Here is a 14,100-nt window from a genome sequence, read left to right as displayed (position 1 = left end):
AAAACTATTTCCCTATTGGCTCGCCTTATACTTATCGCGGAAGTATTCAGCAAGTTTTTGTATATTGCTGTTATTCAGACTTTCAGTATAAACTGCAAACTCATTAATATAAGTATTGCCACCAAAGATAATCTGACCACTACTAATATTATGGGTTACCCCGCCTCTGTTTAGTGCAACAGTTTTATTATAGACTGATTGTCCATTGATAAAAATTTCAACACCTAAAGCGCCATTCTTCGCAGCACTGCGCACTTGTATGGAATTATCATTACTGTAGTCTAATTTAACATTTTGTATATATTCCTGACCACCGTTATTAGCTGTAGTTGTATCGACTGTTTTAATAGCAATTCTACCATCGTTTTCCAGATTAATCCCCCAAGTCAGAGTATTATCCAACTTATAAGTTAGAAGCGGTCCAGTCTGCTGACGATTCCCAATCAATACAGAAGTCGTATAGCCATTATTAAAATTATGATTACTAAACTGCATCGTACGACCGTCAAGTGCAATTAACTGCCGAGCTTGGTTAATTGCAGGCTCTTTGTAATTCAGAACAGGGATGGTCGCACCATAAGCAACATCATTAAAATAATCTCTTACTTCTGTATTTGTGTGAGGCTGATTGTCAGTTGGTATAATCGCTGTAGAGTTTCTATTCTTTAGCAGAGCCAAGTCAGCATCCGTATGAAGCCGTACATTCTGTGTAACCGGCAGCCCCATAATCCAGATGCGATCAGCTTCCTGATAATTTCCTACCCGTCCATAAGAGTTAATAGCTCGGGCAGCAAAAGTCAGGTACTTCCCCCTCATATCATCTGTAATATAAATACCAGTCTCTAATTTTGATAACGGTTGGAAGTCGGTCGGCATCTCTGGAAGAACCAGCTGAGATACAGTGCCATCACCAGTTTTTCCTATCGTTCCTACAGGAACAATACCAGATGAACTTGTACCTATGCTACGATCACTGAGGAACCAGCCAGATTCTGTATAGATTCGAGCTTTACTTTTTTTCTGAATATCAGCTGTATCTACCTTGCCTCCAGGAGTAGTTATCCCCTTACCAGCATAATAATATCTTTTCCCACCAGGTATGCTAACTTTCATATCAGGAATCCCTAACGGAGTCTCGATTGCATTCGCTGCAAAAAGATGAATTTTTTTGATTTTATCATTATAAGACAGATTTGTACCTTTTACATCGATACTCTGCTTGGTTCCATTACCAATTTGGTAAGTAAAGGTTTCAATATCTGTTCCTGTACCTTCGTGTTTCTTGCTTTCTGCCAGTTGTTTCTCGAAAGACTCCTGAATATCAAAGTTGATAGCATTCTGACTTCGCTGACGAAGAATATTATTAAAACTCCCAGAAAAGAAGGTCAAGAACCCTGCCGCAATAACTCCAATCAGAATCAGAGAAACCAAGACTTCGACCAGTGTAATCCCTCTGTGTCTCTTTAATCTTTTCATCTCTGCTCCCTTCTACGGCCCTGATACAAACCACAAATCCTGCTGAATCTGCTTTTTAATATCAGAAAAGGTCTTTTGCAAGGCTTCTTTATTCGTAGCTGACACATATTTAGTCTCCATACCACCTTCTCCGATTTTATCTGTCAAATTTTGACCATAAGCGATTTCATGTTCCAAACCTGAAAAACCAATGACATTAACCCGTTTAACACCAACACCATAGGCTTTAGAAACTGCACCAGCATAGTCTATTGATGCATCTCGAATATCAGGAATTTTCGATGTATAATCATATCCTAAACGACCATAATTAAAACTAGCTGGAACATTTGACGAAAGTTCAAATAAAACATTATTAAAATGCTGAATTCCTTCTCTCTTCATTTCAAGGCCTCCAGCCTGTCCTTGTTGGTTAACCAAATAAGCATTTGGCACTCCATCAGTCAACAGCACCACATATTTAAGCTGAGCATGTTGTTTCTGTAAGCTGACCATCCCATAGCGAAGCCCATCTCCAGGATTGGTCACCCCACCGTCTGACTTCAAGTTTTTAATACTTTCTTTTATCGTACCAGCCTCTCTATCTAATTGAGAGAAGGCTGCTTGTTTATAACTTCCAGTAGTTGAAAAAGTTGTTAAATTAACACTCACATTCCCAACGCTTTGAAGCTCATTTATCATTATCTCAGCTTTATCACGTAAAATATCCATTCTGCTAGGGTTGTTCGAAGTAGGATTTGCTCCATTTAACGCACCCTTCATAGAACCAGAAATATCAAAAACAAAAGAAACAGCAATATTCATCTGACCTTGAATAGGGTCAGTTCGATAAGCAATAGCAATCCCTTTCTTGCCTTTAGCAACTTTAGAGAAGACCTGCTTAGTATTGAGAGCTGATATAGCCGTATCAATACCTAACTTGCTATTGGTATCTGGATATTTCCCTGTCAGATTATAGCTAATCAAGCGGTTGTCCTGATAAGCGCCCTCTGTCTTAAACTCCAAGTCCAACTTCATATTATAGAGAGATTTGGTTCCCAGCTCGCTGACATCCCAGTCCTGTTTTTCCTTGTTCCAGACATAGTTCATAACCTTCTTGCCATCAGCAGATAGGCCGATGTAGCTCCATTCCCTAGTTAGTCCTTGCTTGGAACCTTTGAACTTGCTGTCATCCAAGACAAAGATTGAGGTTGCCTTACTAACGGTTCGATCCACATACTGCATAGAGGTTCGCATTTCTGCTTGGATACTTGCTTCACGCTCGATCAATTCTCGGCTGGAAAACATGGTTTTAAATATAATACCAATGATGAGTGCTATCATGCTCATCAACATGATAGCCATAACCATCTCGACTAGGGTAAAACCTTTTTGTATTTGTTTCATCATTCCTACCTATTTATATTTTTTACTTCTGCGCCGATCTCAAATGTCCTTCTTCCGAGCGAATTCCTTTTGTATCAAAGTTGAAGGTTACAATATGCTCGTAATAGTCATTACTGCCAGCTAATTTTGACTTCGATTTAATCGTGATATTATAATTTTCTGGACCAGTCAGACCATCTACAAGCTGTCCATTCATCTCGATTTCTGCTACACTGCCATCTTTGAAGGTATGGGTTGACTTAATCGGCTCTGTTGAAGGATCCATGCTACGCGCTCGTTTATCAAACTCTTCATAAACTGATGACGGATTTCCGTCAACAGGGTCTAGATAAGCACCCCATGCCAACTGTGTACCAGAAGTCGCTGTGTACTTGGCCTTGAGATAGTTATACATGCGTTGAGTCTGGCTTTGCCCTGTATCCACGATAGAAGCTAAAATCCCAATCATAGCAACCAGAATCACAATGGTTACGATAACCATGGGCAGAGTAGAACCCTGTCTTTTTTGTCCTTTCATTATAGTATTCTCCTAATATTTCTACTTTTGATATTGCCAAAATAGTTGTCACAGTCTGACAACTACTTTGGTAATATCCGACTGCCTTAGCAGTCGGAGTAGAGAAATCTCTATATTTAGATGATTTGATGATTATGGATTAGCTCCACCAGCATTGTTATTTGCTGTGGCTGCCGTGTTGACACCACTAGCTGACCAATCATAAGTCCAAACTTTATTATTCTTATCATCCTTAGCACCTGATGGTTTAAAGGTAGAAGTCAGAGTATGGTTTTTTGAATTGATTTCATGAGCTGATGTAGTACCATTCTTAGCCAAGGCTTCTGTAATGCTAGATGATCCTTTGGCATTTTTAGAAATGTATGGCGCAAGCTTTTCAAGTGTAATCTCACCTGGATTAGATGGATCATCTTGCGCGCCAATATAAGATTGGATAGCTGATACCAACTCACGGTGTTCGGATTGGATACGTGAACGGCGGGCGTTATCTTGGAAGGAAGTGATAGCTGGAATCGCTACAGCTGCAATGATGGCGATAATGATGATTACTACAATCAACTCAACCAAGGTGAAACCTTTACCTTTTTTCTTCAAGTCCTGACGGAATTTTTGCAATTTGTTTAACATTAAAATAATCTCCTATTTTCTTTTTATCTTTATTTTTTGCTGAATACCAGCTTAGTTTTAAATTTAATTGGGCTAGTTGGTATTTGAACCACTATATCTCCAATCGTAAAGCCAGGTTTTGTCCTTGGTTTTATCAGTTCCCGCTCCTGAGGGATGGAAGGTCGAAACCAAGGTTGTTCCATCAATTTTATGTGCCGGCTCCTTATCATTCTTCGCTAGAGCATCTACAATTTTAGTTGAGTCACCCTTGGAACTTTTAGAAATGTATGGGGCCAGTTGCTCCATTGTAATTGATTTAACAGTTTCTGGATCATCCTGTGATCCGATATAAGACTGAATAGCAGTTGCCAACTCACGGTGTTCGGACTGGATACGACTCTTACGAGCGTTATCTTGGAAAGAAGTGAGGGCTGGAACCGCTACAGCTGTGATGATGGCAATAATGATAATGACCACGATCAACTCAACCAAGGTGAAACCTTTGCCTTTTTTCTTCAAATTACGACGAAATTTTTGCAATTTACTGAGCACTAACTTCTCCTAATTCTTTTTCATAAGGGCTACTGAACAGCCTTTTAATATCTCTCAAATGTAGGGTTTTAATTCATCATTTTATAGATGATTTGATGATTATGGATTAGCTCCACCAGCATTATTATTTGCTGCTGCAGTGTTAACACCTTTAGATGTCCAATCATACTTCCATTCTTTCTGACCTGCGTCACCAGCTTTTTTACCAGAAGGAATAAAAGTAGAAATCAATTCTGTACCTTCGATTTTATGCGCTGAATTAGTACCATTTTTAGCTAAAGCTTCTGTGAGACTAGATGAACCTTTGGCATTTTTAGAAATGTATGGCGCCAGTTGCTCAAGTTTAATTTCTGTCACATTAGACGGATCATCTTGTGCTCCGATATAAGACTGGATAGCTGAAACCAATTCACGGTGTTCAGACTGGATACGGCTCTTACGAGCGTTATCTTGGAAGGAAGTGATAGCTGGGATAGCTACAGCTGCAATGATAGCGATAATGATAATTACCACGATCAACTCAACCAAGGTAAAGCCTTTACCTTTTTTCTTCAAGTCCTGACGGAACTTTTGCAATTTGTTTAACATTTGAATAGATCTCCTATTTTTTCACAATTTTTTAGTATTTTCGCCCACAGGGGCATTTGTTTTGTTCCTAGCTGGGAGACCCTACAAACTCCCAGCATCAGAACGGTTTTCCTAACTTTTTGTGCAGAGCAACCGCTCTACTATCTCCTAAACTTTTTCTGGGGTGCCGTCCTACTGGTCAACTCCAGAACCTGCATCCACAGCGTGAGCAAGCTCAAACATTGGCAGCATGACAGAGGCAACGATACCTCCGATGATAACCCCCATGACGATGATCATGGCTGGCTCCAAGAGTGAGAGCAACTGCTTGATAGCTGTTTCAAGTTCTTCTTCATAATAATCTGATGTCTTGACCAGCATGGACTCCAGAGACCCGGACTCCTCACCGATCTTGACCATCGAGAGCATCATCGGCGGGAAGAGACCGGTTGAGGTAATCATCCCTGTCAGACGTTCCCCTTTTTGCAGACCTTCATTAGCGATCTTCATCTTTTCAATGACGACAGCGTTGTTGGTCGTTGCAGCAGCAGACTCAATGGCCTCAACCAGAGGGATACCCGCACTGGTCAGGATAGCCAAGGTGCTAGCAAAGCGAGCAGTGACAATCTTCTGCATTGGCCCCTTGATGACCGGCAGATTAAGCTTGAGCCGATCCAGTTGGTAGCGGCCTGCCTCTGTACTGCGATAGCGTAAGAAGAGGAAGACCAGAATCCCTATCACACCGAAGAGGATGTACCATGAAGATCGGACAAAGTTACTAGCTGCTAGTACGATACGCGTTGGCAGCGGCATAGCCATCCCACTTTGTTCAAAGATTCCTGAGAAGCTTGGGATAACGACATAGAGCAGGGCCAAGACTGCAGCCACAGCCAGAAAGGCTAGGACTGCGGGATAAATCATTGCTCCCTGAATCTGGCGGCTGGTCTTGAGCTCTTTAGTGTAGTGCTCAGACATCTTTTCCAGCACCTCGTCCAGCTTACCAGTCTTTTCACCAGCCTGCACCATACGGATCAGGAGATCGGGAAACATCCCTTCCTGATCTAGCATGGCCTTGGACAGCTGACTACCTTCTTTTAGGCTCTTGCTGACGATTTTAAGGCTAGACTTGAGATTCTTTGAAGTAGCCTGTTGTTCTAGGATATCCACTGCGTTATTGAGGGGAATCCCTGACTCCAGCATAACCGACATCTGCTTACAGAAGAGCGATATATCCTTGAGCTTGATCTTCTTGCTTTGGAAAAGGACAATCTCCTTAGAGCCCATGACCTTTTCTTCGACACTGATTGGCTTCCCTTTGAGACGGATCCGATTGACGGCGTCTGTCCGGTTAGGAGCGTCCACCTCTAGTGTGACGACCCCTTGCCGAGTGTCTAAGTATTTACAAACATATACTGTCATGCTCTAGTACCCCACTATTCCTAGGGATTTTTCAACTTGAGCACGGTCCACTGAGTAGGACAGCAGAGTTCTTTGATCGATGACATTGCGACGGTAGAGTCCCATGAGCGAAGTGTCCATGGCAATCATGCCTAGCTGAGCCCCTGTTTGGATTGGGGTCAGCAGCTGGTGGGTTTTCCCTTCGCGAATGAGGTTGCGAATAGCGGGTGTTCCCAGCATGATTTCAAAGGCAGCTACACGACCCTTGCCGGTCGCTGTACGCATAAGCTGCTGCGATACAACGCCTTCCATAACGGCTGAAAGCTGTACACGGATTTGCTCCTGCTGCTCGGCTGGAAATACGTCAATAATCCGGTCCATGGTGTTTACTGCACCGACCGTGTGGAGGGTTGACAGAACTAAGTGACCTGTTTCCGCCGCACGCAGGGCAATTTCAATCGTTTCCTTATCCCGCATCTCACCGACTAGGATGACATCCGGGTCCTGACGAAGGGCACCACGGAGAGCATTTCCGAAGCTCTGCGTATCTGCTCCCAGCTCACGCTGGTTGACCAAGCACTTATTATGCGTATGCATGTACTCGATCGGATCTTCAATCGTGATGATGTGCTCATCCCGCAAGCTGTTCATGTAGTTGATCATGGTTGCCAGGGTCGTTGACTTTCCGCTTCCTGTTGGTCCGGTAACCAATATCAGACCCCGGCGTTTCTCAGCCAGTTTTTTGATAACTGGTGGCAATCCCAGAGATTCCATAGATGGAATATCCTTGGGAATGACCCGCAAGGCAATCCCGCAGTTGTTTTTCTGCTTAAAGATATTGACCCGCAAGCGATAGCCATTATCGACCTCGTAGGCACAGTCCACTTCACCGACTTCTAAAAGATGAGCAATCTGCTTCTCATTTAAAATATGCTTGGTGAAGCGAACCGTGTCTTCGTTGGTCAAAATTGTATTGTTGAGTTGTGTTAACCTCCCGTGCAGACGCATGGTTGGCTCAGCGCCAACCGTGAAGTGGATATCTGATGCACCCGCTTCAATCGCCTGCTTAATTAACTCATCCAAATTCATCCTAAACTTCCCCTTCTAGACTAAAGGCAATCTTCATTGCTTCTTCAATCGTTGTAGTCCCCTGTTTTGCGATATCAATGGCCTCCTCCGCCAAGTCTCGCATACCATTTTTCTTAGCTTCTGCTCGAAGCTGTGCTGTTGTTCCACCATCATTAATTAGTGACTTAATCTCCCTTGTCACTGCCATGATTTCGTGGATAGCTATACGTCCATAGTATCCCGTACCGCTGCAGTAGTTGCAGCCGCGTCCGCGATACAAGGTGTCTCCCTTGTGAATACCGATACCTGCATGTTCATTTGTTTCTACAGTGTATTCAGTCTTACACTTAGGACAGATGCGCTTAATCAAGCGCTGTGCGATAATACCGACAGTCGCCGTTGAGACCAGATAAGGCTTGATGCCCATATCGACCAAACGGTTGACTGTACTAGCTGTGTCATTGGTGTGGATAGTCGAGAGAACGACGTGACCAGTGATAGCGGCCCGAACCGCGATACTAGCTGTCTCTTCATCCCGAATTTCCCCCAAGAGAACGATGTCCGGGTCCTGACGCAGGATACTTCTCAAACCACTCGCGAAAGTCAGTCCAGCTTTATTATTTACCTGAACTTGGTTGACCCCTTCCAATCGGTACTCAACCGGATCTTCAACAGTGATGATATTTTTTCCTACATCATTGAGCTCACGGAGCGCTGTGTAGAGAGTGGTTGTCTTTCCGCTTCCTGTAGGACCAGTCAGCAAGATAATGCCTTCTGGCGCCTTAAGAATATCTTCAAAGAGCTTCTGGTTGGTTGGCGAGAATCCCAGTTCCTCTTTACTGAGGAGGGTTGCATTCCGGCTCAAAATCCGAATAACGATTTTTTCACCGAATACAGTAGGCAAGACTGAAACCCGCATGTCGACTTCTTTGCCGTCGATGGTTGTTTCAATCCGTCCATCCTGAGGAATCCGTCGCTCGGCGATGTCCAGACCACTCATGATCTTAATCCGTGTCGCAATGGCTGAGTGAGCATTGGCTTTCAACTGCATGTTTTCCACCAAGGTTCCGTCAACCCGGAAACGTACACGAACAACTTTTTCAAAGGGCTCAATATGGATATCGCTGGTCCGCGTCTTGATTGCCTGACTGATAATCGAGTCAATCAAACGTACAACCGGAGCGTTTTTGATTTCGAGATCTTCTTCGATGATCTCTTCATCCACATTAAAACCTTCGATTTCGGTCGCTGCCTGTTGGGCTTCTTTTCCTTTAGAATAGTATTGATCGATATACTTCTCAATATCATCCCGAAAAGTTACATAAGGTTCTACCGCCATCTTAGAAACGATTTTAACATCGTCTAGGGCGATATAGTTGCTTGGGTCTGCCATTGCAACTATTAATTTCGGTTCTTCATCCGTTTCTCCATCGGTGAAGGCAATCGGAATCAATCCATGACGTTTAGCAACTTTTTCTGAAACCTTCTCGACAGCTTCCTTTTCTATCACAAACTGTGATAGATTGACATGAGGTACACGGTAATAGTAACTCATGACTTTCAGCATATCTTCTTCTGTCACATAGCCCTTGCTGATTAGATATCTCTCTAACTGCATGTTTGATTGTGGCATATCTTGAAGAATTTCTTCTTTTTGAGCTGCCGTTATCAGATTGAATTGAACCAATATAGCGATTAGTGCCATTTGTTTCTCCTGTCTGTGATTTTTTTGTAAAAATCCTTCAATTCTTTCTATGCGTTAATAGATAACAGCTTTCTTAAAAAAATCTCCCTCGCTTAAAGTTTTCTTTAAGGTTTCTTTAAGCTTTTTAAGTTAGGCTAGTACATGGAAAATTTACCAATAGAACCAAACTTAATGTTTTAAGTTAGATGCTTTGAGCAGTATCTCCATTTGATAAACCTAGTAAACAGTCCTTAAGTCAATCCTAGGATTGATAAGGGGCGTTCTAATTTTGTCAAAAGGGGCGCAAAAAAGCAGATGCCAAAAACATTTGTTCTTGCGTTCTTAAATACTATACAAAGCAAGTTCTCTTGCAAAATTTCTCATGCTTTGAGATGCAGGTTAAACCGTGTGTGTGTGAAGTTGGTTTAACCCGAATCATCAAGCAGCCAGTGCCATAAGATAAGAATTCTTGTCTTATGGCTTTTCTTTTTACCGATATGCATATTTTGGTAGGAAATGCTAGGAACAAAAGCTTTATTTGCTTTAAAAAACATTTACCTATCACAGTATATGACATAATTGACATCTTGTCAACAGGTTTGCCTCGAAAAAAATGATTGCATTTAAAAAAATGTTTAATTTTGATAAAACCTTGTTATATCAAGCTTTTTGACACTTTTTTAAAGCGCTTTTTTACTTCGAGGATAAAAAAACAGCAAATTTTTTTAAGGAAATTTCCCCTTTACTGCTTCTTTTTCAACCTTCAGATGGACAGTGTGACAGCATCTGTCCTCTTCTGATCGGTAGTCGATATGCTTAGGAAAGGCGCTTCAGGACAAGGCTTAGCAAGCTTTGCCTGTTTCTTCCTACCCAATAGTATATGCTAAAGAAAAAGCATTGTCAATGCATTTGCATTTTATTAGATGTAAAACCTATCTAAAAATGCACAATGTACTCAGCTTGTCTATTTTTTATAGAAAAACCACAAAATCAAAAAGCTAGAATTTTCAGACAGAGAAATAAAGAAATTAAATAAGAAGAAAAGAACTAGAAATTCAAATTTCTAGTTCTCTTAATTGTTATAAACCTAAAAGGATTCAAGTTTAAATATAGATTCAGACATAAGCAAATTGGAGATTTTATAACTAAAATACATAGCTAAATTCCAAAAATCTCTATATCAGTAGCTTTATCAATTTTATTTTTCAAAATCTTTTTAATTCGGAAAAATCCTACACAAGGGTACTATTCTAGTTGGTTAAAACATACCATATATCTTTATGTAATCAGCCACTTCTGGTTCCTTTATCCAATCTTCTCTCCTCACAAAAGGCTGCCAAGGAAGGCTTTCCCAGTCAATTTCTGGAGCTGTCAAGTAGGCTTTTTCTAGTTCACTAATTGAAATTGACTTCCCTGTATCCTCGTATCTTTTACGGAAACGACTAGATTTCCCTATCCTTTCATATGATGCAATTATGTAATAGTTATAAGCATCTTCAGTATACTTATACTTATTAATATCATAGCTATTTCCAGTAAAAACCCTGATTATTCCATTATCTAAAAATTTAGTATCAGCTTCTGAGGACCATTGCAACCCCTGAAGAGGAGCCCAAACTGTTGCCACAATTTCCCCACCTAATAAATAGTATACTTCTGGATTGCCATCTTTATTAGCATCATATAAAGTATAATAGGAAGGAATTGCGCTACCAAAAAAATGAAAATTAGGTGATTCCATAGGTATCTTTGACTCATAAGGACCAGCTGCCAATTCCCACTTAATCCATGGGTACTTATTGATATCATACAACAATTTACCAATTTTAATATTTCTAATTCTACGTGTTTGCTGTAAACCAACCGGAGCTATGATATTTCCTTCAGTACTAGTATTCTCAGCATCGGAACTATCAGATGCATCATCATCAGAACTAGTTTCATCAGATTCATCTAATGGCTTGACGTCTTTGAGCTTTCTTTTACCACTGTTTGGTTTGTACTCTCCCTTAGCCATCAGACGCTCAAAGAAACGCTCACTGTCTAAGAATTTTCCTTCCAACTTCAGACCAGAGAAGCCCACTTCATAACCTAGGGTTAAGTCCGCAAAGAGAACAGCACGACCACTGGCTTTTTCTAATTTAGGCGAATCAAGATTTTTCTGAGTGACCTGTGCATTCAGTTCACCTTCTAACCCGAGGCCAACCGCAACATCAAAGGATGCCACAGATAGATTAAGGAATCCTGGTTTAAAGACTGCCATAGGTCCCTCTTTTATTTGACCATAAATGTTTAAGTCTAACTTATTGCTTAATTGAACATTTTGATCAAAGTAGGCTTTCTGATTTTTGACACCTAATTCAGCTGCTACATCAAAATTGCTTTCTGTACTAATATTAAACTTTCCTTCAGCATTGAGGAACACATAGATGTCTACGCTCACTACAACACCGTAATAAGATGAAAAATTGACCGTTACTAGTTTCACCTTCTCTTCGAAGCTGGCTTCTTTCTTGAAATCAGTCGTCAACTTAAAGTTAAGAGACGGTTTTACAAAGACATGTGGAGAACGTCCTGGAGCCCAGTCAAGCTTAGCCTCGACCTTTCCGGTAACCTTCAAGCCAACATCAACACCTTTGATTTTCTTCTTCCATGTCTTTCTAGCAGCAGCAGAAGCAGAGACTGAGGCTCTATTACTGAGGTCATCTCCTTTATCTTCTTCTACACTCGTGCCTTCAGCAGGAGTAAAGGTTCCTCCATCAAGATCAAACTCTGTCTGTACATTAATCTCTTTGGCTACCTCTTCTAAAGTAGCCTTTGTGACAGTCAGAACGGTTTTCCCATCAGCAACCTTTGAAGAAACCACTTTAAAGGCAAAACCTGTAGGATAATTTCCACTTGCCGGCAGAACAATAACATCACCTAGTTTTAGTTTTTTCTCCTCGGGCAGGATGACCTGACCAGCCTTTTCATCAACCTGATAATCAACAACATCTAGTTGAACAACTGATGGATTCAGAACAACCTTGCCCATAGCATCTGAGTTATTACGTCCTGGGGAGAATTGACCAAGAATATTGTGAACTTGGAAATCATTATTTCCATTTGCAGTAATACTAGCTTCAAAATCCTTCCCATGAAGGGTATAGGTTTTTCCTCTAGTCAGATGAACATAGAAATAACCATCACTATCCGTTTCAATCGTTTGAATTTCTTTACCATTCTCTTTCAGAGTAACGGTTCCAAATTCTATACCTCTGCCTGTTAGATTTGAAAAAGCGTGACCTGAAAGTAGAACTTCTTCTGCTGACCCTTGTTTTGGGCTATCAGAACTATTTCCTAATTCATCCCCTTGGCTATTTTTCTCCGAGGATGGAGTGTCAGGATTCGTTGATTGATTAGGATTCACTGGTGTTGATGGTTGGGTGCCAACCGAAGATCCAGTATCAGACACTGTCGGAACGGTTTCTGAATCTACAGATGTCACTGGTGAATCTGAATCCGGAACAGTTGGACTTGGGACTACACCTGAAGCATCACTATCCAAAGACGGAGTCAGAGTATCCACACTTGGTGACGGATTGGTGACTACTGCCCCATTGTCAGATGCTGTCGGAACAGTTCCTGAATCTACAGATGTCACTGGTGGATATGAATCCGGAACAGTTGGACTTGGAACTACACCTGAAGCACCGCTATCCAAAGGCGGAGTCAGAGTATCCACACTTGGTGACGGATTGGTGACTACTGCCCCATTGTCAGACGCTGTCGGAACAGTTCCTGAATCTACAGATGTCACTGGTGAATCTGCACTTGAAACTGTCGGACTTGAACCACTTCCATCCGAAGATGGAGATGGAGTAGCTGTCCCTGGTGATGATTGACTACCAAGCGAAGACCCAGTATCAGACGGTGACGTCACAGTAATGGTATCTACCGGTGTCACTGGTGAATCTGAATTTAGCCCTGTACTTGCACTACCATCTGAAGACGAACTTGAATAGGCTGGCGTCCCAATATCAACTGGTGACGTGCTACCATTCCCTGATATTCCTTGCGTATCCGTCTGACTTGGCATGGTAGATGAACCTACGTGTGCCGCAGTAGCAGGATTGACAGAAGTTTGATTAGTCAGGCTAGATTTCTCTTCAAGAAGAGGATTTTCAACCGAGCGATAATAAACAGTCAACCGAACAGGGACATCTTTATCAAAGAGCCGAACATTCTGAGTAAACTCAACTAGAGAACTAACCAAAGTATCGGCTGATACGAGTGCCGCACCAAAAACACTAGCTGAAATCACTAAGAAAAATAATAACAATTTTCTTGAGTAGGTATATCTCCACAAGAAGAACCCTAGAAGAAGCAAGATAAAACCAGCAACTGAAAAAATGAGTGCTTTTTCTCCTGTTTTTGGTAAAACTCCTGCTTGACTCTGCTTAATGTTTACCTTAAACTCATGAGTTTGACCAGACTTTAAGCTTTCTGATGTAGGCAAATGTCCATCAACTTCATAACCTTGTGGCAAATTTAGCTGATAGCTAACATCATTTACCTCTGAATTACTTGAATTTCTTACTTTTACTGATAATTGATTTTGACCATCGCCACTAATTTCCGCGCTAATTTGTTCATTAGCGAAAGCAATTCGGCCAGTCCCGAATATCATTGCTAAGAAAAACAAGATACTAAACAGTTTTTTCCTCATTTTACCTCCTATTTTATTTTATAGGGAAAGGCAGAATTTCCCAATGCTAAGTATAGTATTAGGTAATATATTTGTCAATATTATAATTTATTGATTATAATAACTATGTTTTTGCACAATAAAAGCAGCTCTTAAGAA

The 14,100-nt window shown here is 41.3% G+C and carries 10 protein-coding genes; all 10 read right to left on the bottom strand.

Annotated elements, in window-relative coordinates:
• Positions 1-12: 12 nt before the first annotated feature.
• The 10 genes from O3620_RS10955 to O3620_RS10910 all read right to left on the bottom strand — a co-directional run bounded on the left by O3620_RS10955 (position 13) and on the right by O3620_RS10910 (position 13,962).
• Positions 13-1,476, bottom strand: coding sequence for a type II secretion system protein (locus O3620_RS10955; protein WP_002894181.1), 1,464 nt, complete (start codon positions 1,474-1,476; stop codon positions 13-15).
• A 12-nt stretch (positions 1,477-1,488) separates the two neighbouring features.
• Positions 1,489-2,865: a VWA domain-containing protein gene (locus O3620_RS10950; protein ID WP_049553033.1), complete on the bottom strand. Its 1,377-nt coding sequence runs from the start codon at positions 2,863-2,865 to the stop codon at positions 1,489-1,491.
• A 19-nt stretch (positions 2,866-2,884) separates the two neighbouring features.
• Positions 2,885-3,379: a hypothetical protein gene (locus tag O3620_RS10945; RefSeq protein WP_049553034.1), complete on the bottom strand. Its 495-nt coding sequence runs from the start codon at positions 3,377-3,379 to the stop codon at positions 2,885-2,887.
• Between the two features lie 132 nt (positions 3,380-3,511).
• The gene (locus O3620_RS10940; RefSeq protein ID WP_049553035.1) at positions 3,512-4,006 is read right to left on the bottom strand and encodes a prepilin-type N-terminal cleavage/methylation domain-containing protein; all 495 of its coding nucleotides are present in this window, start codon (positions 4,004-4,006) and stop codon (positions 3,512-3,514) included.
• Between the two features lie 72 nt (positions 4,007-4,078).
• A complete protein-coding gene (locus tag O3620_RS10935) occupies positions 4,079-4,537 on the bottom strand; it encodes a prepilin-type N-terminal cleavage/methylation domain-containing protein (protein WP_049553036.1) in 459 nt (152 codons plus the stop codon).
• 99 nt (positions 4,538-4,636) lie between these two features.
• Positions 4,637-5,125, bottom strand: coding sequence for a prepilin-type N-terminal cleavage/methylation domain-containing protein (locus O3620_RS10930; RefSeq protein WP_049553037.1), 489 nt, complete (start codon positions 5,123-5,125; stop codon positions 4,637-4,639).
• Between the two features lie 171 nt (positions 5,126-5,296).
• The gene (locus O3620_RS10925) at positions 5,297-6,523 is read right to left on the bottom strand and encodes a type II secretion system F family protein (RefSeq protein WP_049553038.1); all 1,227 of its coding nucleotides are present in this window, start codon (positions 6,521-6,523) and stop codon (positions 5,297-5,299) included.
• 3 nt (positions 6,524-6,526) lie between these two features.
• Positions 6,527-7,591, bottom strand: a complete 1,065-nt coding sequence (locus O3620_RS10920) for a type IV pilus twitching motility protein PilT (RefSeq protein WP_371601736.1) — start codon at positions 7,589-7,591, stop codon at positions 6,527-6,529.
• 1 nt (position 7,592) lies between these two features.
• Entirely contained in the window at positions 7,593-9,275 is a 1,683-nt protein-coding gene (locus tag O3620_RS10915) for a GspE/PulE family protein (RefSeq protein ID WP_371601735.1), read from the bottom strand.
• Positions 9,276-10,512: 1,237 nt separating this feature from the next.
• Positions 10,513-13,962 (bottom strand): LPXTG cell wall anchor domain-containing protein, encoded by a 3,450-nt coding sequence (locus tag O3620_RS10910; RefSeq protein ID WP_371601734.1) that lies wholly within the window; start codon positions 13,960-13,962, stop codon positions 10,513-10,515.
• Positions 13,963-14,100 lie beyond the last annotated feature (138 nt).

Origin of the sequence: Streptococcus sp. 27098_8_134 (assembly GCF_041431675.1) — a bacterium.
Lineage (GTDB): Bacteria > Bacillota > Bacilli > Lactobacillales > Streptococcaceae > Streptococcus > Streptococcus sanguinis_R.
Note: the sequence above shows the minus strand (reverse complement) of the source record. Positions and strands in the feature narration are given on the sequence as shown.

What these genes read in the sequence shown, in the direction of transcription:
- O3620_RS10955 (WP_002894181.1), bottom strand. Translation starts at nt 1,476, where the DNA reads ATGAAAAGATTAAAGAGACACAGAGGGATTACACTGGTCGAAGTCTTG.
- O3620_RS10950 (WP_049553033.1), bottom strand. Translation starts at nt 2,865, where the DNA reads ATGATGAAACAAATACAAAAAGGTTTTACCCTAGTCGAGATGGTTATG.
- O3620_RS10945 (WP_049553034.1), bottom strand. Translation starts at nt 3,379, where the DNA reads ATGAAAGGACAAAAAAGACAGGGTTCTACTCTGCCCATGGTTATCGTA.
- O3620_RS10940 (WP_049553035.1), bottom strand. Translation starts at nt 4,006, where the DNA reads ATGTTAAACAAATTGCAAAAATTCCGTCAGGACTTGAAGAAAAAAGGT.
- O3620_RS10930 (WP_049553037.1), bottom strand. Translation starts at nt 5,125, where the DNA reads ATGTTAAACAAATTGCAAAAGTTCCGTCAGGACTTGAAGAAAAAAGGT.
- O3620_RS10925 (WP_049553038.1), bottom strand. Translation starts at nt 6,523, where the DNA reads ATGACAGTATATGTTTGTAAATACTTAGACACTCGGCAAGGGGTCGTC.
- O3620_RS10920 (WP_371601736.1), bottom strand. Translation starts at nt 7,591, where the DNA reads ATGAATTTGGATGAGTTAATTAAGCAGGCGATTGAAGCGGGTGCATCA.
- O3620_RS10915 (WP_371601735.1), bottom strand. Translation starts at nt 9,275, where the DNA reads ATGGCACTAATCGCTATATTGGTTCAATTCAATCTGATAACGGCAGCT.
- O3620_RS10910 (WP_371601734.1), bottom strand. Translation starts at nt 13,962, where the DNA reads ATGAGGAAAAAACTGTTTAGTATCTTGTTTTTCTTAGCAATGATATTC.